This window comes from Phyllobacterium trifolii, assembly GCF_014192095.1.
Classification (GTDB): domain Bacteria; phylum Pseudomonadota; class Alphaproteobacteria; order Rhizobiales; family Rhizobiaceae; genus Phyllobacterium; species Phyllobacterium trifolii.
Map to the genome: position 1 here is coordinate 120,900 of NZ_JACHXN010000015.1, position 24,678 is coordinate 145,577.

The 24,678-nt window shown below is 54.7% G+C and carries 24 protein-coding genes, 2 tRNA genes and 1 pseudogene; 7 read left to right on the forward strand and 20 right to left on the reverse strand.

Features of this window, described 5'->3' with window-relative positions; genetic code table 11:
- Positions 1-182: 182 nt before the first annotated feature.
- Positions 183-1,298: a porin gene (locus FHS21_RS20870; protein ID WP_112526224.1), complete on the reverse strand. Its 1,116-nt coding sequence runs from the start codon at positions 1,296-1,298 to the stop codon at positions 183-185.
- 558 nt (positions 1,299-1,856) lie between these two features.
- A tRNA-Phe gene (locus tag FHS21_RS20875) sits at positions 1,857-1,932 on the reverse strand.
- A 189-nt stretch (positions 1,933-2,121) separates the two neighbouring features.
- Here FHS21_RS20875 and FHS21_RS20880 point away from each other — a divergent pair.
- The gene (locus FHS21_RS20880) at positions 2,122-3,207 is read left to right on the forward strand and encodes a Gfo/Idh/MocA family protein (protein ID WP_112526248.1); all 1,086 of its coding nucleotides are present in this window, start codon (positions 2,122-2,124) and stop codon (positions 3,205-3,207) included.
- Here FHS21_RS20880 and FHS21_RS20885 read toward each other — a convergent pair.
- The 10 genes from FHS21_RS20885 to FHS21_RS20930 form a co-directional block, all read right to left on the reverse strand.
- Positions 3,204-4,343 carry a Gfo/Idh/MocA family protein gene (locus FHS21_RS20885; RefSeq protein ID WP_112526250.1) on the reverse strand — a complete coding sequence of 380 codons (1,140 nt, stop codon included), beginning with the start codon at positions 4,341-4,343 and terminating at the stop codon, positions 3,204-3,206. The genes FHS21_RS20880 and FHS21_RS20885 overlap by 4 nt on opposite strands.
- A gap of 68 nt (positions 4,344-4,411) precedes the next feature.
- Complete coding sequence (gene yacG / locus FHS21_RS20890; protein ID WP_183663829.1) at positions 4,412-4,618, reverse strand: DNA gyrase inhibitor YacG; 207 nt, start codon at positions 4,616-4,618, stop codon at positions 4,412-4,414.
- Positions 4,619-4,632: 14 nt separating this feature from the next.
- A complete protein-coding gene (locus tag FHS21_RS20895; RefSeq protein WP_112526254.1) occupies positions 4,633-5,259 on the reverse strand; it encodes a Maf-like protein in 627 nt (208 codons plus the stop codon).
- A 33-nt stretch (positions 5,260-5,292) separates the two neighbouring features.
- On the reverse strand, positions 5,293-5,511 hold the full coding sequence (gene infA / locus FHS21_RS20900; RefSeq protein WP_008122731.1) for a translation initiation factor IF-1: 219 nt from the start codon (positions 5,509-5,511) through the stop codon (positions 5,293-5,295).
- 128 nt (positions 5,512-5,639) lie between these two features.
- Positions 5,640-6,116 carry an arsenate-mycothiol transferase ArsC gene (locus FHS21_RS20905; protein WP_246411126.1) on the reverse strand — a complete coding sequence of 159 codons (477 nt, stop codon included), beginning with the start codon at positions 6,114-6,116 and terminating at the stop codon, positions 5,640-5,642.
- An 8-nt stretch (positions 6,117-6,124) separates the two neighbouring features.
- Positions 6,125-6,604, reverse strand: a complete 480-nt coding sequence (locus FHS21_RS20910; protein ID WP_112526258.1) for a UPF0262 family protein — start codon at positions 6,602-6,604, stop codon at positions 6,125-6,127.
- Between the two features lie 7 nt (positions 6,605-6,611).
- Entirely contained in the window at positions 6,612-7,904 is a 1,293-nt protein-coding gene (gene hisD / locus FHS21_RS20915) for a histidinol dehydrogenase (protein WP_112526260.1), read from the reverse strand.
- 12 nt (positions 7,905-7,916) lie between these two features.
- Positions 7,917-8,354 (reverse strand): DUF2948 family protein, encoded by a 438-nt coding sequence (locus tag FHS21_RS20920; RefSeq protein WP_112526262.1) that lies wholly within the window; start codon positions 8,352-8,354, stop codon positions 7,917-7,919.
- Between the two features lie 132 nt (positions 8,355-8,486).
- A complete protein-coding gene (gene murA, locus FHS21_RS20925; protein ID WP_112526264.1) occupies positions 8,487-9,776 on the reverse strand; it encodes a UDP-N-acetylglucosamine 1-carboxyvinyltransferase in 1,290 nt (429 codons plus the stop codon).
- 118 nt (positions 9,777-9,894) lie between these two features.
- On the reverse strand, positions 9,895-10,089 hold the full coding sequence (locus tag FHS21_RS20930) for a hypothetical protein (protein WP_112526266.1): 195 nt from the start codon (positions 10,087-10,089) through the stop codon (positions 9,895-9,897).
- A 237-nt stretch (positions 10,090-10,326) separates the two neighbouring features.
- Between FHS21_RS20930 and FHS21_RS20935 the strand changes: the two genes are divergently transcribed.
- Positions 10,327-10,401, forward strand: a tRNA-Thr gene (locus FHS21_RS20935).
- A gap of 11 nt (positions 10,402-10,412) precedes the next feature.
- Here FHS21_RS20935 and FHS21_RS20940 read toward each other — a convergent pair.
- The 4 genes from FHS21_RS20940 to FHS21_RS20955 form a co-directional block, all read right to left on the reverse strand.
- Positions 10,413-11,324, reverse strand: a complete 912-nt coding sequence (locus FHS21_RS20940) for a ribokinase (protein ID WP_162713623.1) — start codon at positions 11,322-11,324, stop codon at positions 10,413-10,415.
- Between the two features lie 4 nt (positions 11,325-11,328).
- On the reverse strand, positions 11,329-12,180 hold the full coding sequence (locus FHS21_RS20945; RefSeq protein ID WP_112526270.1) for a BtpA/SgcQ family protein: 852 nt from the start codon (positions 12,178-12,180) through the stop codon (positions 11,329-11,331).
- A gap of 47 nt (positions 12,181-12,227) precedes the next feature.
- On the reverse strand, positions 12,228-12,938 hold the full coding sequence (locus tag FHS21_RS20950) for a GntR family transcriptional regulator (protein ID WP_162701825.1): 711 nt from the start codon (positions 12,936-12,938) through the stop codon (positions 12,228-12,230).
- An 87-nt stretch (positions 12,939-13,025) separates the two neighbouring features.
- A complete protein-coding gene (locus FHS21_RS20955; RefSeq protein ID WP_112526372.1) occupies positions 13,026-13,928 on the reverse strand; it encodes a LysR family transcriptional regulator in 903 nt (300 codons plus the stop codon).
- Between the two features lie 133 nt (positions 13,929-14,061).
- Here FHS21_RS20955 and FHS21_RS20960 point away from each other — a divergent pair, with 133 nt between their 5' ends.
- A complete protein-coding gene (locus tag FHS21_RS20960) occupies positions 14,062-14,679 on the forward strand; it encodes an FMN-dependent NADH-azoreductase (protein WP_183663831.1) in 618 nt (205 codons plus the stop codon).
- A 433-nt stretch (positions 14,680-15,112) separates the two neighbouring features.
- On the opposite strand, the gene galE is transcribed toward FHS21_RS20960, so the two are convergent.
- Complete coding sequence (gene galE / locus FHS21_RS20965; RefSeq protein WP_112526278.1) at positions 15,113-16,105, reverse strand: UDP-glucose 4-epimerase GalE; 993 nt, start codon at positions 16,103-16,105, stop codon at positions 15,113-15,115.
- A gap of 123 nt (positions 16,106-16,228) precedes the next feature.
- Here galE and alc point away from each other — a divergent pair, with 123 nt between their 5' ends.
- The gene (gene alc / locus FHS21_RS20970) at positions 16,229-17,239 is read left to right on the forward strand and encodes an allantoicase (protein ID WP_112526280.1); all 1,011 of its coding nucleotides are present in this window, start codon (positions 16,229-16,231) and stop codon (positions 17,237-17,239) included.
- A gap of 126 nt (positions 17,240-17,365) precedes the next feature.
- Positions 17,366-18,643, forward strand: coding sequence for a 5-aminolevulinate synthase (gene hemA, locus FHS21_RS20975; RefSeq protein WP_112526282.1), 1,278 nt, complete (start codon positions 17,366-17,368; stop codon positions 18,641-18,643).
- Between the two features lie 8 nt (positions 18,644-18,651).
- Here the strand turns inward: hemA and FHS21_RS20980 are convergent, their stop codons facing one another.
- On the reverse strand, positions 18,652-19,818 hold the full coding sequence (locus tag FHS21_RS20980; RefSeq protein WP_112526284.1) for a pyridoxal phosphate-dependent aminotransferase: 1,167 nt from the start codon (positions 19,816-19,818) through the stop codon (positions 18,652-18,654).
- Positions 19,819-19,935: 117 nt separating this feature from the next.
- Positions 19,936-20,349 (reverse strand): large conductance mechanosensitive channel protein MscL, encoded by a 414-nt coding sequence (gene mscL / locus FHS21_RS20985; RefSeq protein ID WP_112526286.1) that lies wholly within the window; start codon positions 20,347-20,349, stop codon positions 19,936-19,938.
- Positions 20,350-20,568: 219 nt separating this feature from the next.
- Between mscL and FHS21_RS20990 the strand changes: the two genes are divergently transcribed.
- Positions 20,569-21,255, forward strand: a complete 687-nt coding sequence (locus FHS21_RS20990; RefSeq protein ID WP_183663833.1) for an SLC5/6 family protein — start codon at positions 20,569-20,571, stop codon at positions 21,253-21,255.
- Complete coding sequence (locus tag FHS21_RS20995) at positions 21,150-24,059, forward strand: hybrid sensor histidine kinase/response regulator (RefSeq protein WP_183663835.1); 2,910 nt, start codon at positions 21,150-21,152, stop codon at positions 24,057-24,059. The genes FHS21_RS20990 and FHS21_RS20995 overlap by 106 nt, the downstream gene beginning before the upstream one ends.
- An 11-nt stretch (positions 24,060-24,070) precedes the next feature.
- Here FHS21_RS20995 and FHS21_RS21000 read toward each other — a convergent pair.
- A pseudogene (locus FHS21_RS21000) lies at positions 24,071-24,583 on the reverse strand (LuxR C-terminal-related transcriptional regulator); the annotation flags it as partial.
- Positions 24,584-24,678 lie beyond the last annotated feature (95 nt).

Here is a 24,678-nt window from a genome sequence, read left to right on the forward strand (position 1 = left end):
AACGCGAGACAATGCTATAAAACGAAAACGGTGAGCCGCGGGGCCCACCGTCTCGTGAGAATGAGGCGACTGGAGATCACATCATCACACTCTGGCGGTGCAGTCCTTCTACAACGCCAAATCAGATTCTGATCGCGGATAAAAACCGGGGGCATGAGCCCCCGGATAGTTGATACCGGCGCTTAGAAGTTGCGCTGGAAGCGGATCATGCCGCCGAATGCGTCGTCGTTGCCGCCGTTATCAATGGAGGCAGCTTCACGTGCACCGTCGAACTTGGTGTAGTTGATTTCCGGTGTGATCGTGAAACCAGGAACCAGTTCGTAAGCTACGTTAAGAGCGAGAGCGTAAGTGCCTTCGTCTTCCCAAGCAGCCTGCGCGTTGATGGATGCCTTGTCGGTAACCTTGGCGGTGATACCGCCCCAAGCTGCCCAATCGCCTTCCCAGGTACCGAACCAGTTACGGCTGTCCTGATCGACTGCGCCCGTGACCGCATCGAAGTCGTTGTCATAACCGGACTGATAGCCGCCCATCAAGAATGCGGAGAACATCTCGTTGAACTTTACGTCCAAACGAATCTTGCCAGCGAATTCTTCAACATTGGAGTCATAACCGACAACACCGGAAATGCCGCCCCATGACTGTTCGAACTTCGCACCAGCGAGAACGTGTGGCATGTAGTCTTCGATGACATAGTTGCCGCCGAGGCCGGTAACACCGTCCGAACCCTGTTCAGCACCGATCATCGCGGAGAAACCATTGCCGCCCGTGAAAGTGTAGCTGACCTGGTTGCTCTGGCCGGACTGGTAGTTGATCACGTCGTCGTTGATGACGTTGCCGGCATAACCGGTCCACGAACCGAAGAGTTCGTCAGCAGTACCGATGCGGAAACCGCCGAGTTCGATCCATGCCTGTGGCAGCGTAGCGCCATCATCTTCACCGTTGGTGTACTGGAAACGGCCCTGGATGTATGAACGCAGGGTGCCGAGTTCGGTTTCCGAACGAGCGTCGAAACGGACTTCACCGCGTGTACGCTTGTACCAGGTTTCGTTGCCCTTGGCACCAACGTTCCCACCGCTGTAAACGTCGTCGCCGCCCTTCGCATCATAACGGACATAGCCGCTGATCTTCAGGCAGGTTTCAGTCCCCGGAATATAAAAGAAGCCAGCGCCGTACGCGTCGCAGACGCGAACGTATTCGACGGGCTCTGGTTCAGCAACAACGACTGCATCTGCAGCGCGTGCCCCCGAAACTGCAACCAGGGCTGCAGCGGAGCCGATAAGAAGGCTCTTAATGTTCATTGTTGATCTCTCCATATGTGTCTTGTTGACCCGGCGATCTAACTTAACTTTGGCAACAGGGTCAAAGAGCTTATGAGCCAAACCACCAATCTTGTGCAACTTAAGGTTACAGTGTTGCTGTTTTATCACGAAAATGTGAGCCAAGCGTGAGTCATTGCTCATAAGGTGTTGAAAACGAATCATTATTTACGTGAATCTTTGTGATTCTTTAAAAGTTGTTTAGTTGTACCCGCCTTCGAGATTTCGGTACTCTATAATAATTGTTTAATTCAGCCCCACTGTCATAGCACTGTCGTTTTCTGAAACAGGCTCTAAAAGTGTAATTGCTTATATCTGTTTTTGTACTTTACGCCTAAAACTAAGGTATAAAGAAGAATACTTGATATCGTAGATAGTGCCGGACGGCCTATGACGTCTGTCTACAACTCTGCGCATCAAATGCCGCACAAGATGCGAGCCCGTGGAGGAGTAGGCTGTGGAGAGCAGAGCACATGAAAGCGCAACTGCCGTAGCCGGTCTCGAGCGCTAACAATACTGTCTTTTTATTGAGAGAAAGAGTGGTGCCCAGACGCGGATTCGAACCACGGACACGCGGATTTTCAATCCGCTGCTCTACCAACTGAGCTATCTGGGCACTTCGTGGCGTTTCCGTTATCCGGCAAGCCTTGTCGACGGGTTGGTTTTCCGTCAGAAGCGCGTGGGTTATAACACTAAAAATCGTGCTGTCCAGCATCAACTCGCGAATTTTTTGCCGTTTTTCTGCCTCTTGCAAAGGGCATGCATTGGTGCGTTTGTTGAGGCTTGTAGACGGGATTCGTATTGCATGGATGAAACGGGGGAGAAGACGACCAAAGACCGGGTCTTTGGTTGGGGGATTATTGGCAGCGGCGAAATTGCCCGGCGATTTGCGTCGGACCTGATGCTCGTGCCGGATGCCGCGCTTATTGCTAATCACTCTCGGAGTGCGTCCAACGCAGAGGAGTTCCGTAGTGCTTTTGGCAGCCGCCGCGCTTATTCGGATCTCGATTCGTTTTTGAGCGACCCGTCCATCGATGCAGTCTACATTGCCACGCCGAATTCCCTGCACCTGGCGCAGGCACTGAAGGCCATACGAGCCGGCAAGGCAATCCTTGCGGAAAAGCCCCTCGCCCCCTCGCATACGGAAGCCTCTGTCATCCAGCGGGAAGCAGCGCGGGTGAATGTCTTTGCCATGGAAGCGATGTGGACGCGGTTCCTGCCGGCCATAGTTGCAGCTAAAGCGAATATCGATGCGGGCGAGATCGGCGCTATTCGCAAGATAACGGCGGAACTGGCCTATGCACACCAGTATGACCCAGAAAGTCGCTATTTCAGCCGATCGCTTGGCGGCGGCGCCAGTCTCGACCTCGGTATCTATTGTGTATCGCTCGCTATGTACTTTCTAGGCCAGCCACAGAAGGTTTCAGGCCTCTGGTACCCTGCGCCAAATGGCGTTGACATGAGTTCGGAGATAACGCTGCATTACGACGAAGCGGAAGCTCAACTCACGAGCGGGTTCGACCGTGATGGTGCTAACCATTTCGTCATCGAAGGCACAAAAGGTGTCCTCCGGTTGGATGCGCCCTTCCTGAAGGCGCAGCGACTGACGGTCTATCACGGCTTCGCGCAGCGCGCGCCCTTTGGCCCGCTGCAAAGGCCATCCGGGCTTGTCGGCAAAATACTCGATCGACTTCCGTGGCCCGGACGAAGGGTGGAAGACTATCCCTTCGAGGGCAATGGCTTACAATTCGAAGCGATGGCTATGATGGACGCGATGCGTAAAAACGAAAAAACCTCGACAGTCATGCCGCTTTCAGACAGCATCAACGCCCTGCGCGCAATCAACATCGTCTTGGCGCAACCAGCGACAACGCGCATCATCGAGCTCTAGAAAGTGCTTCGCATCTTGTAAGGCTGGGGCAGCGAACCGGCGTTGTTCAACGCGAGCGCCAACTCGGTGATGTGAAGCGCGGCCTTGCCCGACGAAAACAGCGGCGTGCCTTGTTCGATGGCGTCAGCCTGCGCGGCAATGCCCCCGGCAAAATCGATCTGCGATGGATAAGCCGGGAGCTTCGCACGTCTTGCCGAATTGTCATAAGCGAGTTTGCGTCCCGGCAATGGCTTCCAGTGCAGGAAGCGCTTGAGATGCACTTCCATAAGATCGACAACCTTGGTGCGCAGCGTCCGGCCTTCTGCGGCAGTTTCAAGATAGATTGCTGATCGGTGATCCCAAAGATCCTCCGCCGTCAGTGTTCCCCTATCACCGAGAATCATCAACGATCGGTCGCGCGGCGCAGCAAGACCGCAGGTGAGACGAGCGATGACACCGGAATGAAACTGCAGGCAACCAACGGAAAAATCGGGCGCCATCTTGATTGCCCCGGTTCCAGGTCCCTTGTCCGGAAATGCGAGCGTCGAGAATGCGGCAAGGCTTTCGACAGGACCAAACAAAGAAACCAGCCAAGATAGCGCATAACCGGCGTGTTCGAGCGTACTGCCTATTTCGAACTCATGCAGACCGGGCCACCGCGCACCCGAAACGGAACGCCATCCCTGCCAATTGGCGCGGAAAACCGGACCGTCCTCTATCTGGGCATAGATCAGCCGTGGTTTACCGATATCGTCAAGCGACTTGGCGACGAGCCTGTACGCGTCGCTCATGGCGTTGGCTGGTGCTGATGCCAGGATAAGATCAAGGCGTTCGGCAAGCGCTACTAGTTCTGCCGCTTCTTCGTAGCGCATGGCGAGCGGCTTTTCGCAATAGACATGTTTGCCTGCTTCCAACGCCCGTTTCGAGAGCAAGTAATGGTTTTCGGGTGTCGTCAGATTCACAATGATACTAACTTCGTTGTCAGCGAGGATTGCTTCGAAGTCTGGATAGGTCGCGACCTTATAGTAATCGGCAAACTGTTTCAGGCGGGCTGGATCACGGTCATAGGCGCCACCCAGCACAAGTTGCGGATGGTTGACGAGCGTCGTCATATAATAATCGGCAACGAAGCCGGTGCCGATGATCGCAATCTTCATGGAGCGTTCCTGTCCTGACCAGGGCAGAAATTACCGGCATCAAATGAAAAGAACGTGAAGCGGCTCAGCTATTCCTGCTCGTCGTCGCTGTCGTCCGCACTTTCGACGGCTGGTAACACATAGGCTCCAGTCAGCCAGCGATTGAGATCGATGTTGCGGCAGGGTGCCGAACAAAAGGGGTAATGTTCCCGTTGTGAAGGGCGCTTGCATTCCGGGCAAGGTCGCGTTGGCCGCAAGGGCGTCACGTTTGCCGTGCTTTTCTTGGTCTCAGTCAATGGATCAGTTCCGTCTAATGTCCTGAAGATTGCCAGTTGGCATAGACCGGATAGCCTTCCCCATGCAGAAGGCTGGCAGTCTCGTAGAGCGGCAGCCCAACGACATTACTATAGGAGCCAACCAGCTTGACGACAAAGCCGCCTGCAAGTCCCTGGATCGCATATCCGCCGGCCTTGCCGCGCCATTCACCAGAAGCAAGATAGCTCTCCAGTTCCTCGCGCGAAAGACGTTTAAAGCGCACGCGGGTTTCGACCAGATCCTGACGCTGCTTGCCTTTGGGTGTGATGAGACACAGCCCAGTATAGACGCGATGCGAACGGCCTGAGAGTAATCGGAGACACGCAGTCGCATCGTCGAGGATTTCCGCTTTTGGCAGAATGCGCCGGCCAACCGCGACAACCGTATCGGCGGCCATGATATAGGTGTCGCCGAAATCCGTATCGTTCCTCAATTCGTCTGCGATTTTCTCTGCCTTCAGGCGGCACAGACGACGAGCGAGCGAGCGCGGATGTTCGGCCCGCAGCGGGGATTCGTCGACATCCGCAGGTAGCAGACGATCCGGCTCGATACCGATCTGGCCCAGCAGCGCCAGACGGCGCGGCGAGCCCGATGCAAGAACGAATTTGTGCTGGTCGCTCATTGACGTCGAATATCCTGCGGAACGCGGAGCTGATTATTTGAAGCGATAGGTGATGCGACCCTTGGTCAGATCGTAAGGGGTCATTTCAACGAGAACCTTGTCGCCGGCGAGAACGCGGATGCGGTTCTTGCGCATGCGGCCAGCTGTGTGTGCGATGATTTCATGATCATTTTCGAGCTTTACCCGAAACATCGCGTTGGGCAACAGCTCCGTCACGAGACCAGGAAACTCCAATACTTCTTCTTTCGCCATGCGTAGTGCTATCTCCGATAAGGGAATTTGAGGTCATGCTCGACCGCAATTTTGCGCGGAACCTATAGTATTGCGCACCATTTGTGAACAAGGGAGTTCGACACAATTATGAGGCCTGTAGAGGCGGCTCAGCCGGTTCTGCCGAAACGCTCCAGAATATGATGTTTCAGATTTTCCCGAACATCACGATATGCGTCCAATATCTGATTGCGACGGCCCCGCACCAAGGTAGGATCGGGGGTCGGCCAATATTCCACATGTACAGACGTGGTGCGGGTCAACTCAAGTGCCATATGATGGGCTTTGGGCGACAAGGTAATGATCAAATCGAAATAATCATCTTCCAGCTCCTTGAAAGTGCGCGGCTGCGCAGAGATTCGTTTTAATCCGACCTCTTCCAGAACCGCGTCCACAAAAGGATCGGGCTCACCTTTCTCGACACCTGCCGAGGCGATATAGATCCTCGATGGCAGCAGACTGCGTGCGAGTGCCTCCGCTATCGGTGATCGGATCGAATTCAGGCCACAAATGAACAAGACCGCACTCGGCACCACCGCTTTTGCGGGTTCCTGGTCGTCAGGCAGCTTTTCCGCTCCGATAGTCATTGGTTCGTCTAGCCCCGCCAATGCAGCACACATACCAACGTGAAAAGGCGGCGGGCGGTGTCGAAATCCACCTCGACCTTGCCATTCAAACGGTCCATCAATGCCTGCGAACCCTCGTTGTGCAATCCGCGCCTACCCATATCAATAGCTTCGATCTTGCTTGGGCTGGAAGCGCGGATGGCCTCATAATAGCTCTCACAGATCATGAAATAGTCCTTCACGACCTTGCGCAACGGTGTCAGCGACAGGATATGCGTGACGACTTCATCGCCATTTTCGCGTGCGATGGCGAATATCAGCCGGGATTCCACCAGTGATATCTTAAGCCGGTAGGGACCGCTCCCCTCATCGCCCACCGGGCGAAAACTGTTCTCTTCTATTAGATCGAAAATGGCGACAGCACGCTCGTGCTCGACATCCGGCGTAGAACGGCCGATCGTCTCGTCCAGCTCCACATCAATCAGTCGCGCCATGTCCGTCGCTGTCATTATTTCCCTACAGGTTCAACCGGATTGCAACGGAATTGCCATGGGCATCAAGGCCCTCTGCACGCGCAAGTTCGATCGCTGCCGGACCCAAGGCGCGCAGCTGCTCCACACCCAACTTCAGGATGGAGGTTCGCTTCACAAAGTCGAGCACCGAAAGGCCGGAAGAAAATCGCGCCGAGCGTGCGGTAGGCAAAACATGATTTGAGCCACCCACATAGTCGCCGATCACCTCTGGTGTGTAACGTCCAAGGAAGATCGCCCCGGCGTTGCGAACGCCTGCCAGCAGTATTTCTGGATCGGCAGTCGCGATCTCGAGATGCTCGGCTGCGATGCGGTTGACTAGCGACAGTGCCGACAACAGGTCGGACACCAGAATAACAGCACCATAATCGCGCCAACTAGCGCTTGCGGCCTCCGCTCGTGGCAATGTCAGTAGCTGGCGTTCCACGGCGGCGATAACCGCGTTGCCCAAGGCCTCGTCATCAGTGATCAGGATCGACTGTGCGGCGCTGTCATGCTCGGCCTGCGCCAAAAGGTCGGCCGCGATCCAGTCCGGATCATTGTCGCTGTCCGCCAGGATCAATACTTCCGACGGACCTGCAATCATGTCGATGCCGACCTTGCCGAACACACGGCGCTTGGCAGCTGCCACATAGGCATTGCCGGGACCTATGATTTTGGCGACAGGTGCGATCGTTTCAGTGCCATAAGCGAGCGCCGCAATGGCCTGCGCGCCACCAACGCGGTAAATCTCGGAAACGCCGGCAAGCCGCGCTGCAACCAGCACGAGCGGATTGAGCTTGCCCTCTGGCGACGGCACAACCATGACGATACGTTCAACGCCGGCGACCTGCGCCGGAACAGCATTCATAAGCACGGAACTCGGATAACTCGCCGTACCGCCCGGAACATAGAGCCCGACCGATTCGACTGCCGTCCAACGCGAACCGAGTTCTACACCCAGCGCGTCCGTGTAACGATCGTCCTGCGGCATCTGCCGCGCGTGGTGCGAATGAATGCGATTGCGCGCCAATTTCAGCGCTTCGACCGTTTGTATAGGCGCGGACGCTACGGCAGCATCCATTTCAGCCGACGTAATGGCAATGCCATGCTGCACAAGATCAATCCGGTCGAAGCGTTGCGAATAATCAATCAGTGCGGCATCGCCCTCTGTGCGAACGCGATGAATTATATCGGCAACAGCGCGGTCCACGTCCTCAGAGACCTCACGCTTGGTAGCGAGAAACGCAGAAAACCGCGATTCAAAATCGGGTTCGGACTGTCTCAGCACAAATGCCACGCTAATCACTCCTCAGATTTCGTGTTCCGGTTTGAACGTGGTTTCCCAAGCAGGACCGAGATCGGTCAACTGGGCCTCGATGGCTTCCACTTCCAGCCTCAGCGCCTTATTGGCGGCGAAGGTCAACTCGACAATACCCGAAGGTGAGTCCGACACGATGAAATGGATTGCAAGAAGCGACAGGATATCGTCCCCGTGCCGGCGATCAATGCCGGTGGCCTTGACGTTGCGCACCCGATCGAAAAGCAATGCTGTGCGCCGACGTTCGAAGGTACGGCGGCGCTTGCCATCGACAGCCTGTTCCCAGACGAATCGATTCACTCCGAGAACAAGTTTCTTTTCAGCAGCCAGATATTCAACGTCATCAACTTTCAACACAGAATCCTGCAGATGCGCTGAAAGGATCTGCAGATCTTCCTCATCAAGCGCGATGAGTTTGAGCGTGTCCATGTCTTCCCTTTGCAAAATTGAGCGAGATCGCAATGCCGATCCGGCACCACGACATCTTTCCTGTTAGAGGAAAGTGTAGGGAAATGGAATTACGCGCTTCGTAGAATCTGTGTTGACACTCCGAAAGTAGGATCAGTCACTGATACGTTCGACAACCGCGCCGCAGCGCGTCAGCTTTTCCTCGAGACGTTCAAAACCGCGATCGAGATGGTAGACCCGATTGACGACTGTCTCGCCCTCAGCGGCAAGTCCAGCAATGACCAGCGAGACCGAAGCCCGCAAATCGGTCGCCATCACAGGCGCGCCCTTCAGCCGTTCGACACCTTCGATCTTAGCCGTCTGGCCCGATAGTGAAATCTTGGCGCCAAGCCGCGCCAGCTCCTGCACGTGCATGAAGCGATTTTCGAAGATCGTCTCCGTGATGTGGGACGTGCCTTTCGCCTTGGTCATCAAGCCCATGAACTGCGCTTGAAGATCCGTCGGGAATCCTGGGAACGGCTGAGTCGTCACATCGACCGGCATGATGCCATGGCCATTGCGGACAACACGCAAGCCTGAATTTGTTTCGGAGATTTCCGCTCCAGCCTGACCGAGCGTGGTCAAGGCAGCGCTGAGCAAACTGGCATCAGCGCCTTCGAGGATGACGTCCCCGCCGGTCATGGCTACCGCCATGGCATAAGTTCCGGTCTCGATTCGATCTGGAATGACGCGAACGCGTGCTCCGGAAAGGCTCACGACACCTTCGATGGTGATTGTCGGTGTACCGGCACCACTGACCTTCGCCCCCATGGCATTGAGACAGTCGGCCAGATTGACAACTTCGGGTTCCTGCGCGGCGTTTTCGAGGACCGTCTCGCCTTTGGCCAGAGTCGCGGCCATCATCAACACATGGGTCGCGCCAACCGAAACTTTCGGGAAGACGTAGCGGGTACCGACAAGGCCGCCCTTCGCACTGGCCTTGACATAACCATTCTCGATCTCGATATCGGCGCCCAGCGCGCGCAGGCCATCGATGAACAGATCCACGGGACGCGTGCCGATGGCACAGCCGCCTGGCAGCGACACGGTAGCAACCCCCATCCGCGCAAGAAGCGGGCCAACAACCCAGAAGCTTGCACGCATCTTGGAAACCAGCTCATAGGGCGCCATCGTATCGACAATATTGCGCGCGGTGAAATGGATGGTGCGTGAATAGGCGCCGTCCTGGCGTTCGCGGCGTCCATTGACAGAATAATCGACACCATGATTGCCGAGAATACGGATTAGTTGTTCAACGTCGGCGAGATGAGGAACGTTTTCCAGTGTCAGCGTATCATCCGTCAGAAGCGACGCGATCATCAACGGCAAGGCCGCGTTTTTGGCACCCGAAATTGGAATGACGCCATTGAGCTTGTTACCGCCAACAATCTTGATGCGATCCATATTGTGTCACTTTCGCGGGAAAGTACCCGTCCTGTCGTTGAGACTCTTTGCAGAGCCGGTTGCTGTAAACCATCACACGAAATGGTTCAAGAAAGGCTTATGACCCTGTTTGGGCCATTCATGATTCCTCTTGGGAGGAATCGGAAGGCTTTTCGGTTGCGGCGACAATTCCCTCGTCGCGTTCATCGGCGTTACCTGCCCGGCGCGAGCGCGATTGCTGTTTTCGCCGTGCCAGATTCGCCCGCAATTGTTCGGACCGTCGCTTCTCGCGGTTAATCTGTTCGGAATTCGGGTTTTTCGACGGCGAAGTCATGTCGTGTTACATATATTCCATATTGGTTTCATGCCATTTTATACCCAACGAGCCATCGCTTTTGCCGCGTACAAATAATTTGGCACAGAGATTACGATTGCTTGCTTGCGATTTCAGCAATGATATGGCAGAAGTCCGCCGCGTTCGCAAATCGGCTGCAACTTGGGTAGAGCACTTCGCTGCGAGGTGGTATACGGGAAACGAGGCATGGTTGCGATCCGCATGTGATATGGAAACGCTGTTGTAGCTCAGTGGTAGAGCGCGTCATTGGTAATGACGAGGTCGGGAGTTCAATCCTCCCCAGCAGCACCATCCCTCCGCTTCTAGAGGCTTCTATAACGTGCTACCAGCACTGCGAGTTCATCGCGGCTGGGCAGAGCCGTAAATGCACCCCGGCGTTGTGCGGTCAGTGCAGCGGCGCCTTGAGCGAGATTGATGGCGGTCTCCTGGCCCAAACCCATCGCAAGCACCGCTGCAAATACGCCGCAAAAAGTGTCGCCGCAACCGGTGGTGTCAATTGCACGGATTCGTACGGGTGGATAATGGCGGGTCGTTCCTTCGCAATCAGATGTAAGGCACCCTCCTGCTCCAAGAGTAATAATCGCCATAGACGCACCGAGCCGGCATAGGGCTGCGGCGGCTTCGGTTGGTTCGGAAAGTCCGGTGATGGCCTCTGCCTCGCCGCGATTTGTGACAACAATATCGCACAACGGCAAGAGGGGCCCGACGTCCCACCATAGCGGCGCAGGATTGAGTAATGTTGTTGCGCCGCGGGCAGTTGCGGTCGCGAGAGCGGCCAGGGTACTAGCCTGTGTAAGATTGCCTTGCAGCAGCACAACATCGGCCGCATTCGCCTTCGCAGAGAAGATTTCTGCCGTTTCCTCGGTCAGTGCAGCGGCACAACTTCCCATACTTACAATGCTATTTTCACCGTCCGGCAACACCATCAGAAGTGAGAAATCACTCGAATAAGGAGCCTGGTGCAGTTCGAGTTCCGTCATGCCTTCTGCCGCCAAGGCTGCTCCAATTTCTGCGCCTTGTGAGTCGCGTCCGATGGCAGTATGGAAGACGACCTGCGCGCCGGTACGCGCGGCGGCAACTGCCTGGTTGAGCCCTTTCCCACCGGGCGCGCTATTGGCGCTGTCACCGAGCAGCGTTTCACCTTTTTCCGGCAAGCGCGGCACCTGGAGCGTTAAATCGAGGCCCGCATTGCCGAGAACGAGCACTTGGCCCACGACGTCAGCTCCGCGCTTTCTCGACAGCTTGCATGAAGACCTGCAGCCGATCCGGATCGACCGGGTTCCACCAAGCGCCCTCATGTTTGAGATAACTTGCAACAATCACCGCGTCAGCAACAGTAAAAATGTCGCCTACATTATCCGGTGTGACACCGGAACCAACGGCAACAGGCAGCGACGTACCGGACGCGATAGTCTGCAGTTCATCCATCGTGGCGCTATCGCCCGTGCGCTGGCCGGTGGCTATGGCCACATCGGCATCGAAAAACTCATTGTCGCGTGCGAGTTCAGTGATGGTGCGGTCGCCAGTAATAGCATGAGCGCCGTGCTTCACGTGCACATCGGCAAAGATGCGGACGGATTTAGCACGCAACCACGCCCGATAGCGCGCTGCCTCGCCTGCCGGTCCGTCCATCAGACCTTCATTGGCGACATAGGCATTTGACCATTGGTTGACGCGAACGAACGCCGCACCCGCAGCCTTGGCCACTGCCAGCGCTTGGACCGCCCCGTTGGCGAGAATATTGACGCCGATCGGGAGACCGCTCTGGCGGCGAACAGCATCGGTCATGACTGCCATGGCAGCAGCGGTTTCCGGCCCAAGGTGATCCGGTTTGGCAAAAGGTATATCGCCATGGTTCTCGACAATCAGGCCGTCCACACCTCCATCTTTGTAACGCCCGGCCTCTGCCACGGCGAAAGCGACAATATCCTCCATTGGCTCTCCATCATAATTCGGAGAACCCGGCAGCGGCAGCGAATGAATCACGCCGATAACGGTCTTGCGCCGGCCGAAGATTTCCTGGATGGCGTTCGGCTTGGTGCGATAGATGGACTTGGGTTGCGAGGTCATGGTGATACTTTCTACATGCGGTTAAAGCGGGGGACGTTCCGTCGTTGTTATGAACGGGCGAGACCAACCTGGAAGCTGTATCGATCCGCCCGATAGTGCAGGACGACATATTCGACGGGCTGCCTTGCCGAATTCCACGACGTGCGATGGCAAACCAGAACCGCGGCCGGTTGTTTTAGTCCGAGGCTTCTAGCGGTAGTGGCATCGGCAATGGCCCCTTCGATTCGTTCCTGGCCGCCGGTCAATGCGACGCCTGCAGCCTCGTTGAGCCAGCCATAAAGTGATCCGTTGTCCAGAGCAGTGACCGTGGGCAGTCCGGACCGTTCGAATGCCACAGGAGCGAGATACGTCAGCGATGTAGCCATCGGGCTTTCATCCGCCAGTAGGATACGATCTATCTCGAGTACTGGAGAATTGATGGCAATTTTCAACTCCGTTGCCACGAATTCACTCGCCAGCGTAAGTTTCAGTGACCGTGTTCGATAACTGGGCTTCAGGCCCCTAACCCCCATGTCCTCGGAAAAAGATGAAAGGCGATTTAGGGGTCGTTCGATGCGCGGCTCGATGACAATCGAGCCGCGACCCGACTTACGGCTTATCAATCCTTCCGCCTCCAGAAAGTCGAGCGCCGCACGCGAGGTCGTCCGACTCACGCCGAAACGGCGGTTGAGTTCCGCCTCACCCGGCAGCGCTTGGCCTGGCCTAAAGGTGCCGTCCTCAATTGCCCGTCGTAGTCGCTCTGCAATCTGCGACCACATTGGCGTCCGGCCTTCTACAATATCTGTTTCATACCACATAACGCCAAACAACATGACGTCATGACATTTGTCAATGATTGAAACCGATCATTCGAACTTAGCCAATTCCTGCTTGAAGCGGTCAACCAGCCAAGTAGCTGCCGGTCCGAGAGGGCTATCTACCGGATAGAGCGCAAGCAAGGGATAGGAAGCATCCGGATAAGGTTCAAGGTCGAGATGTACGAGCCTCCCTTCGGCGAGATCGTCCTTGACCATCCATTTTGCCAGACCACCCCAGCCCAGGCCCGCCAGCATCAATTCGTGCTTGGTTCCAACGTCGGTCAACCGCCATGTTTTATAGGCGAATACGCCGAAATCCCGGCCCTTCGTTTGTTCGCTCAAATCGGTGACAACGAGTTGCACGTGGTCGCGTATGAAGGAAAGAGGCACCGGCCCCTCGTAAAGAGCGAGAGGGTGATCGGGCGCTGCAACTGGTGTCATCGCAGTTTCCCCAACCTTTACGGATACAAGCTCGTCATAGGCTACTAACGGCGGGCCCCCAATGCCGAAATCGGCCTGCTTTTTCAGCACGAGATCCCAGACCATGCCAAGTGCACCCACGTGCAGGCGCAAGCTCACGGTTGGGAACTGCAGTTGGAACGACTTGAGTACTGCCGTCAGAACAGGCGAAGGCAGCGTGACATCCACGGCAACGGCGACTTCTGACTCGAGCCCCTGCTTCAATCCCTCGACCCGCGCGCGCAGGCTTTGCAAGACCGAAACCATGCGTCGCGCATCCTCGAGCATGGCTTTCCCACCTTCTGTGAGCCGCGGTTCCCGGGTTCCACTTCGGTCAAAAAGTTGCAGCTCCAACTGCGCCTCCAAATTGGCGATCGTATAACTGACGACGGACTGCGAACGATTGAGCCGTCGTGCTGCTGCCGAAAAACTCCCTGTCTCGGCGACGGCAACGAACACTTGAAGCTGATCTAGTGTCGGGTTGGGTTGCATGGCCACAACATATCTATCGATTAGATGGATTAGATCAATATTTTCCCAGTTTTCTAAATGGATGTCGAGAACCAAATTACCTTCATTGATCGTTTCTTTTCGAGACGACCTCCCAATTGAAGGAACTTAGGCTATGTCTTCCATACTTCTCATTACATCGAGCCCACGGGGCGCTGCTTCCCATTCCACACGCGTCGCAACGGAACTCGCCAATAAGCTGCAAGCGAAAACACCTGGTGCGAAGATCGTTACCCGCGACCTCGCGAGCAACCCGCTTCCCCATATTGATGCTGACTACGCTTCGGGCATCTACACACCCGTCGAGTCCCGTTCTGTCCAGCAACAAAATGTTGTCGGCGTATCCGACGCAGTTGTAGACGAACTCTTCACTGCTGATGCCGTCGTCATCTCTACCGGCATGATCAACTTCAACATCTCCTCTACACTCAAGGCCTGGATCGACCATATTGCCCGTGCCGGCAGGACGTTCAGCTATGGCGCCGAGGGCCCGAAAGGTCTTGTAACTGGTAAGAAAGTATATCTAGTGATCGCATCTGGTGGTGTTTATTCGGATGGTCCAGCCGCTGCCTTCGACCATGCGACCCCTTATCTGAAGACAGCACTCGGCTTTCTCGGTATGACCGATGTCGAGGTAATTCGCATCGAAGGCGTTGCCATGGGACCGGAAGCGGAAGCCAAGGCGATTTCTTCGGCCCTTGATCACACAGATGATCTGGCGCTCGCCGCCTAAGGGTTTTGCGCCGGACGTGAAAGAGGCGGGCTTCGGCCCGCCTCTTTTCGTTTGTCAACTGGGTGGCTGCGATTAACCGCGCCGACTCTTTTCGGCTTCATCAAGCCGCCTGAGCTGATCAAGAAGGCTTTCAGGAACCGCCTCCTCGATCTTGTATATGCCGGCAGCACGTATCGCCGATCTGTAGGACGATTGGGATATCTGTCGTCGCAAGATCCTTGAAAGTTCTTTTTCGTTGGGCCGGTTGATGCCGTCCATCGTTGCTTAAACTCCAACTTTCCTTCGTAGACTAAACCCATTCACTACGAACAAGGTTCCCTTTTCGGGCCTTGAGCTGTCTAAAGCAATGTGTCGCTGCGACGCAGTCTTTAGTCTTATACAGTTTTCCAATCCGCACAGCCGCTGAAAGAAGAAACGAGGAAAAGTAGCGCTTTCAGCGTCTGGTATTGCGATGCTGAAGAGACTTTTCCCACCGAAGCGCAGATTCGACGATTTTGTCGAGATCATCGAGCTTGGGTTCCCAGCCAAGATTGGCCCGGGCCTTGCTGCTATCGGCGACAATGGAAGCCGCGTCGCCGGGCCGGCGACCGGTCAGACGTGCGTCAATGGGCGAACCATGCACGCGCTCCACACTTTCGATTACTTCCTTCACCGAATACCCGCGACCGTATCCGCAATTGGCGACCATACTGCTGCCACCTTCCCGCAACCGCTCGAGAGCCAGACGATGCGCCGCAACGAGGTCGCTGACGTGGATGTAATCGCGGACGCATGTACCGTCTGGCGTTGGAAAATCATGACCGAAGATTTCCATATAACGCCTCTTTCCAAGGGCTGTCTCGCACGCAACCTTGATCAGGTGCGTTGCGCCTTTGGTCGATTGGCCGGTCCGGCCCTTTGGATCGGCGCCAGCAACGTTAAAATAACGTAGCGCGGTATAGTGAAAATCGTGCGCGGCCGCAGTGTCGCGGAGCATCCATTCGGACATTAGCTTCGACACACCATAAGGGGATTGCGGCTGAGTCGGAACATCCTCGGTGACCGGAGTCATCCCGCCATCGCCATAGACCGCTGCTGTCGACGAAAAGATGAAATTCTTCACGTCGGATTTTACGACTGATTCGATCAGTGACCGAGTTTTTGATGTATTGTTCTCATAATAGGCAAGCGGATCGCGAACCGAATCCGGAACAACGACGGAACCCGCAAAATGAATGACCGCATCGACATAGTTGCGTTCGATCGTCTCACGGACCAGGCTTTGGTCGCCAATATCACCGACAACGAGCTTTGCCTCGCTAGGTATCGCCCAATCGAATCCTGTGGAGAGCCGATCAAGAACGACCACAGACTCACCAGCATCCAGCAACTCCCAGACCATATGGCTGCCGATATATCCAGCGCCTCCGGTCACCAACACTGTCATAGCCAAAGCCCCTTAATCTCCATTTATGCCGCCTTGCGCTCATCTTGCCGCATTTAAGCAGGTGTGCAAAGCTCGTTACTCACGTAATCGAGATACAGTAGCTTTTTAGGACGAATTGCAACAATGGTGTCTTCCCACGAAATACTGTCCGAGTTTGCAACGAACCGTATAAATCTTGCCTCTGCCGGGCTAGGTGCCCAAGCCATTTTTGCCACAGACGATTTTTTCGCTCCAGTAGAACGGATGCTTTTCGATGCACCGGCTGTGTTCATTCCGGACAAATACGATGATCACGGCAAATGGATGGATGGCTGGGAGTCCCGCCGCAAGCGGGGCCTCGGCCATGATTTTGCTGTCATCAAGCTGGCGGCTCCCGGGATCATCTATGGTTTCGACGTCGATACCAGCCATTTTACCGGAAACTATCCGCCCGCTTGTTCAATCGAAGCCTGCATATCCGAGGCTGAGCCGACCGACGCTACCGCATGGTTCGAACTCTTGCCGCAAAGCCCACTCGGACCGTCGAGCAACCATTTTTTTGTGTGCGCTGACAAGGGCGTCTGGACACATCTTCGTCTGCTTATCTACCCAGATGGCGGCATTGCGCGTCTGCGGGTTTATGGCGAGCCATGGCGTGACTGGTCGCAAATTCCCGCCAATGAGGAAATAGACCTTGCCTCCGCTTTAAATGGCGGACGTGTCGTTGCATATTCCGATGCCCATTACGGCGCATTACACCGGCTCTTGTCTCCGGGCCGAGGCATCAACATGGGCGACGGATGGGAAACTCGCCGACGCCGCGAGCCTGGCAATGATTGGATCATTGTTCAACTCGGCCATCCCGGTCAGATAAGCCGCGTTGTTGTCGACACGGCGCATTATAAGGGGAATTATCCAGATCGCTGCTCTATCCATGGAGCAGATCTCGGACCGGTATCCGGCGGGCTTTCCCAGTCGATTGTCACATCCTCAATGTTCTGGCAGGAAATCTTGCCTGAGAAGAAACTTTCCATGGATGCCGTTCATGACTTCAGCCCGAACGATCTTGTATCAGCAAGCCGTGTCAGCCACGTACGTCTCAATATATTCCCTGATGGCGGCGTCAGCCGTTTACGCATTTTCGGCACTATTTGACCGTTTGCCTGCGCTTTATACAATTAGTGAAGAGAGTTTCGCTTTAACCGTGGCAAATTGCCCATAATCTCGTCATGGATTTTGGCTGGCAAAAACGCTAGTAAGTTCATGATACAGGAGCAATTCATGGACTATCGTCGGTTTTTCGAAGACGCGATTGACCAGTTGCACGCTGAAAAGCGCTACCGGGTCTTTGCTAATCTGGAACGGATCGTTGGGAAATTTCCGCGTGCGCTTTGGCGTGACGCCGGCAAGACCCGTGAAATTACGGTCTGGTGCTCCAATGATTATCTCGGCATGGGGCAGCATCCAGACGTCATCAAGGCAATGCATGATGCGTCGAGCCGCATGGGCTCTGGTGCAGGCGGCACGCGCAACATTTCCGGCAATAACCACCCGCTAGTGGAACTCGAAATAGAGCTGGCTGATCTCCACCAGAAGGAAGCTGGTCTGGTTTTCACCTCCGGTTTCGTCTCCAATGAAGCCTCGATTTCGACCATTGCGCGGCTTTTGCCAAATTGCCTCATTTTTTCCGACGAGCTGAACCACGCCTCGATGATCGAGGGTGTGCGCCGTTCCGGTGCGGAAAAGAAGATTTTTCGCCACAATGATCTTGCCCACCTCGAAGAGCTCTTGAAGGCCGCAGGCAAGGAACGCGCGAAGCTGATTGTGTTCGAATCGGTCTATTCGATGGATGGGGATATTGCTCCTATCGCTGCCATTGCCGACCTGGCAGACGAATATAACGCCATGACCTACATCGACGAGGTTCATGCGGTCGGCATGTATGGCAATCGGGGCGGAGGCATCACCGATCGCGAAGGTTTGTCACACCGTATTGATATTATCGAAGGTACGCTGGCCAAGGCTTTCGGCACGTTGGGCGGTTATATCGCCGGTTCCAAAAGCGTGATCGACGCCGTACGCTCCTACGCGCCTGGTTTCATCTTCACGACAGCACTCCCCCCGGTTATCGCAGCCGCAGCGACGCAATCTATCCGGCACCTCAAAGTATCTCAGGAAGAGCGGCGCAGGCATCAATGTCAGGCACAACTTACCAAAGATGTGCTAGCGCAGGCCAATCTTCCGGTTATGAAATCTGAGACACACATCATCCCAATCCATGTCGGCGATCCTGAATTGTGCAAGAAGGCCAGCGACCGGCTACTCGACCAGCATGGCATTTACATCCAGCCCATCAACTATCCGACTGTACCCCGCGGCACCGAGCGCTTGCGTATCACGCCGACGCCGTTCCACTCGAATGAACTCGTCGTTGAGTTGAAGGATGCACTGGTTGAGGTCTGGACGGCGCTAGGCATTCCCTTCTCAAAGGAGAGCGCACCATCTATCGAGACCAGTGACCGCGTGGTAACGCTCGCTATTTCCAAGGCCGGCGGTTAACGCCAGCTTCAGCGTTTAGAGATCCATTCCGCAAGATGGGCAGCTGCCTCTTCGACCTGATCGATCCGCCTGGCAAAGCATAGGCGAAGATAGGCTGCTCCTCCGTTGCCAAATGCGGTTCCCGGCGCAAGCCCAACTTTTGCCTGGTCGACGATATCGAAGGCCGCGCGGTAGGAATCGGTAATTCCGTCAATGCCGAACAACAGATAGAATGCCCCAGCCGGCGGCGCCAAGCGCACCCTGCCCGTTGCCGCAAGCTTCGCACAAAGAATGTCCCGCGCCTGATGCGCCCGCTCCACCTGCATGCGGATAAAATCATCGCCCTGTTCAAGCGCAACAACCCCGCCGCGCTGCATAAATTGGGCAACGCCAGAGGTCGAATATTGAATGAGGTTTTCCATCGTTTTGCCGAGCGAGGGATGTATCGTTAGCCAACCTATGCGCCAGCCGGTCATCGCCCAGTTTTTCGAAAAACTATTGACGAAAATAACGCGTTCATCCGGGTCCATCACATCAAGGAAGGACGGGGCACGACGGGCGCCATAGTAGAAATGTGCGTAGATTTCGTCGGCGATGATCCACAAGCCATGATGACGGGCAATAGCCAGGATTTCCTTTAGCGTTTCGATGTCCGCCGTCCAGCCCGTTGGATTGGATGGCGTGTTTAAAAACAGCGCCTTTGTCCGTGGAGTGATCGCATCGCGGACCTTCTGGGTATCGAGCGTCCAGCCATTGCCGGCAAAATCCATTGTGACGGGGACCGGAGTAGCACCGGCAACACCTGCGGCCGCGGCGAAATTCGGCCAGGCGGGCGAAAGATAGACAACTTCGTCTCCCGCACCTGCCGTCGCCTGAATGGCGAGCTGAATCGAATGCATGCCGGAGCCGGTGACATAAAAATGCTCAGCAGGAAGCTCTGCGTTGAAATGCCGTTTGTAGTAGGCGGAAAGGGCCAGGCGCAGTTCGGGAATACCAGCCTGCCACGTATAGAATGTCTCACCATTGGCGAGACCATTACTGGCAGCGTTCCGGATAAAATCGGGTGTCGGCAAATCACCTTCGCCGGCCCACAGCGGAATGACACCTTCTTGACGCCGGCCGTGATTCATTACGGCAACGATGCCGCTCTCTGGCGCAACCGCTGCCTCATGACGCAAATGCTCGAAAAGACCCATCCCGGTACTCCGCTTAATATCGTGAAAGGCGTAGCGCAATGGGGTGCTGTTGGCACGCGTATATTTGTGATGTTTCCATCAGTTCGAATGATGGGCCGGCTAGGTGTTCTGGCGTTACTACTTCGATCTGTCTTTAGCGAGGAGATCGCGGATCTCGGTAAGAATGAGGATTTCCTTCGCAGGCGTAGGATCGGCCGCCGCTTCCTTCTTTTTGAAGCGGTTCATGGCCTTGACTACCATGAACAAAACCCAGGCTATGATCAGGAAGTTGATAAGAAGCGTGATGAAATTGCCATAGGCAATCGTAGCACCGGCTTCTCGGGCGGCCGCCAATGTTGGAGCGGGTGCACCTGAAAGCTGGAGGTAGAGGTTGGAAAAATCAATACCACCCGTCAACAGGCCAATGATTGGCATCATTAGATCAGCTACGATCGACTCGACCAGCCTGCCGAAAGCACCACCGATGATCACGCCGATCGCGAGATCAACCATGTTTCCCTTCAACGCAAATTCTTTGAATTCCTTCAGCATGATATACCACTCTCCAGTATTGTGTGTTATTGCAGGCGAAACTCTAGCGATGCTGTCGTGCACAAAGAGACAGTAACAGAAGTTTTTGGAATATTAAGAGAGTGTTTGCTCTTTCTAACAGTATTAGGGGTCGCCTCAGCACATTATGCTAGTTCCGGCTGACCCAAAGTTCATTTGGATGGGAAGCGGCTAACGGAAGATGACGGAAGGTTTTGGCCCATGATGGCCTTGGCTGCATCACTGGTCGTAATAATTTACTTTTCAATACAGTATTGGGTGATCAAGTCGGCTGATCAACAGACTGAAGCGAAGAGCAACACCTCGCGCCCACTCCTTTATTCCTTGAGTCTGGCTGCGAGCGGCAGCTCCTGGATGTACTACGGATCCACCAGTTATGCCGCAAAGCACGGCATCGAGTTTGCCGGTCTCTATATTGGCATCGTGCTTGTTTTCACCCTGGGCTTTCCGCTCCTGCGCAAGATCGTCCAGTTAGCAAAATCAGAAGGTATCAAATCGATATCGGACTTCATCGGCGCGCGATACGGCAAAAGTTTTACTGTCGCTGCACTGGTGACCGTCATTACCACCATCGGCCTCATCCCTTATATTTCGCTGCAGATGACGGCGATTCATTATTTGATCGATGTTTTGAGCGGCGTTTTTGATCCCAATGACATTCTCGATGAGCACAGGCTGCATCTATTCATAGTCGCAATAGAGATCGGTATCGGTCTATTCACAGTCTTCTACTGCGCCCGCTCGCCGCATTTCAAGGAGAGATACGAGGGCTCATCCATGCCTTGGCTGTTGACAGCGTCATCAAATTTACCGGCTTCGTACTGGTCGGAATCGCCGCAGTTACATTTTTATTTGGTTCACCGACTGAAATTTTTACCCGGCTCATAACGAATCAACTCAATATACCTGCGCTCCAGCAAGGTATGTCAGCCGGCAATTTCATCGGCCTGATATTGATCGGCGCGTCATCGGTCTTGTTGCTGCCCAACCAATTCTATCTAACGATCGTCCAGAATCGGGGCGCTTCCGAACTCAGCATCGCTCGATGGTTTGTTCCATTGTTCCTGCTGATCATCGGCATATTCGTATTACCTATCTCTGCAATCGGATCGATGGTCCTACCGGCACAAGCATCGGCAGATTTTTACTTTCTTTCACTGCCCTTAGCCGCGGGACGGCACTGGCTTGCCATTGTAGCTTTTGCTGGGGGGATATCCGCCGCAACCACGATGATAATCGCTCCGTCGATTTTACTCTCGGTCATGATTTCGAATGATCTTATCCTGCCGGTACTACTTAGGCGGGCAAATATCAACTCGCCGGAGATTGCAAAGGATTTCACCAAGATTATCCCCAATTTGAGACGAGCAGCTCTTATAGGAATTCTCATCGCGGCATTTGCCTATCAGTTTGTTGTCTCTGTTCGTGTCGACTTCGCTGTTATGGCACTGATCTCGGCCATTGCCATGATGCAGCTCCTACCACCGCTACTTGGCGGGCTTTTCTGGCGCCGAGGCACGGCAAGGGGCGCGATTTGGGGGATGCTTGCAGGCTTCTGCGTCTGGGCCTACACAATGGTGCTGCCAACCATGCTCGACACCGGATCATCAATTGTCGTGGACGGTCCGTTCGGCCTAGCCGCCCTCCGACCCCACGCCCTGTTCGGCCTAGAGGCCAGCAACTACATAAACTCCCTGTTCTGGAGCTTATCGGTCAACATCACGCTCTTTATCGCCGACTCGCTTTCCAGAAGCGCCACTCCGCTTGAACGCATCCAGGCTTCGATATTTATTGCGGACGCCGCCTTGTCGATGAATGCTGTCGGAAGTCTCCAGCCGAGTGTGACCGTTGATCAGCTCAAAATGACAATATCGAAATATATTGGCAACGAACAAACCGACCTCGCTTTCAGATCCTTTCATAAGCAGGAAAATATCGCACTCGAGGGTAGTGATGCAGCAGATTTCAAGACTGTACACTTCGCTGAGCAGTTGCTATCGGGCATTGTCGGCTCACCTTCGGCGCGTATGATCCTTTCCTTGGCTATGGGCCCCACCGGCCCAGCCCAGCGTCGTGCTCAGATCTTGCTTGATCACGCGACCGACGCGCTAGCGCAGAACCGCCACCTTTTGCAGACAGCGCTAGACCAGATGGATCAGGGCATCAGCGTCTTCGACCGACAGTATCGGCTTAGTTGCTGGAATACGCAGTTCCGTCTCATCCTCGATCTTCCAAAGGAGCTGCAACGGATGGGCACTCCCCTTAACCGTATAGTCTCGTACCTATACGAGCGAGACGATGTCGCGGACTTTACGAATAAGACCTTCACTGAACAGTTTACCGACATTTCAGCTCCCTGGCGCATCAAGCTCAAAGGAACCGGCCAGACGATCGAGATCCGCTCCAACTCGATACCAGATGGCGGCTTGGTGACAACGTTCACCGATGTGACAAATGCAGTTAACGCCGATAATCTATTGCGCCAGACCAATGAGTCTCTCGAGTTGCGTGTACGCGATCGTACGACAGAGCTTACGCTGGCAAATCAACAATTAGGAAAGGCTCAACGACGAGCCGAAGAAGCCAATCTCGGTAAAACGCGGTTCCTTGCCGATGCTGGACATGACATTCTCCAACCATTGAATGCTGCCCGCCTCTACTCCTCTTCCTTGATGGAGCAGCTTGGAAATTCGCGCGAAAAGGAGCTCGCCAGCAACGTTGATTCGTCGCTTGAAGCGGTTGAGTCCATCATCAGCGCACTCCTCGACATTTCAAGATTGGATACGGGTGCGTTAAAGCCCGTCATCTCTGTCTTTCGTCTCGATGCGTTATTGCAACAAATTGGGCGGGATTTTGCACCCACGGCGCGAGAAAAAGGCCTGGAGCTGCGGATAGTTGCCAGTTCGGGAGTCATTGCGACGGACCGCAACCTTTTGAGGAGGCTCATTCAAAACCTGGTCTCGAACGCCATCAAATATTGCCGGTCAGGAAAGATTTTGGTTGGAGTGCGACGGCGTGGCAAATCCATAGAGTTGCAAATTCTCGACACTGGTATTGGCATTCCCCCCGACAAGCTTGACCATATATTCCGCGAGTTTTCGAGGTTGCCGGAAGGGATGAAAGAATCCGATGGTCTCGGTCTTGGGCTTTCCATTGTCGAGCGCATCGCAAAGATCTTTGACCTGTCGATCATTGTCACATCGAGAGTCGGCAAAGGATCGGTTTTTTCAGTTACTATGGTAGCCTCAAACGTGCCGGTTCTACCCACGATCGAAGCAACGCAGACGGTAAAACCGTTTAGCGTCTTGACCGGGCTTACAGTCCTGTGCGTCGACGACAATGAGCGATCGCTTGCCGGCATGCAGGAACTCCTGACGACTTGGGGCTGCCAGGTATTGCCTTTCAAAAGCGGAAAGACTTTGCTAGCCTATTGCGTCGAAAACCCTGTAGCAATCCCAGCCGTTATTTTGGCGGATTATAATCTGGACGAAGAAAACGGACTCGACGTCATTCAAAGTATCCGCGAGCACTTGCACCGACATCTCAAAGCAGCGTTGATCACTGCTGACCGCTCGAATCACGTGCGGGAATGCGCGTTGCTAGAGGATATTTCGATTATCAACAAACCCGTGCGCCCTGCTATTCTGCGCGCACTGCTGTCGCATTTCAGTCAGGCAATTGCAGCGGAATAATCCACCGCAAATTAGTGAAGTCCGGTCGTCGGCGCTTCAACTGGAAGCACCTCCTCTTTGAAGCGCGCCAACCGGATAACGGCCTGAGTCTGACTTTCGACGCCGAGTTTATAAAGCACGGCGGACACATGCGCCTTGATAGTCGCCTCCGAGACGTTAAGTTCATGCGCAATCTGCTTGTTCAACATACCATCGGCCATCATCGCGAGCACCCGACCTTGCTGCGGCGTCAGCTTTCGCATGCACAATATAAGTTCAACGATTTCTGGGTCGAGTTCCCCAACTTCGTCGCCTACCAACGGCGACCAGATTTGTCCGTCAAGTATAGTTTTTACAGCTTCTTTAATGGTTTCGGGGCTGGACGATTTGGAAATGAAGCCTGCAGCGCCGAGTGCCAGAGCAGCACGAATTGTGACCGCGTCGTCGGTAGCAGAAACAATTGCCACCGGAACCATTGGTTGCAGCACGCGCAAGCTGATAAGGCCAGTTAGTCCACCAATGCCGTTCAACGATAGATCTAGAAGTGACGTGCTACCCGTCTTTAGGCCACCCGGAGCTGGAATTTTCCGGGGTTAAGGCTCATGCCGGCGGATGAGCCGATGAGCCGTTTATGAGCGAT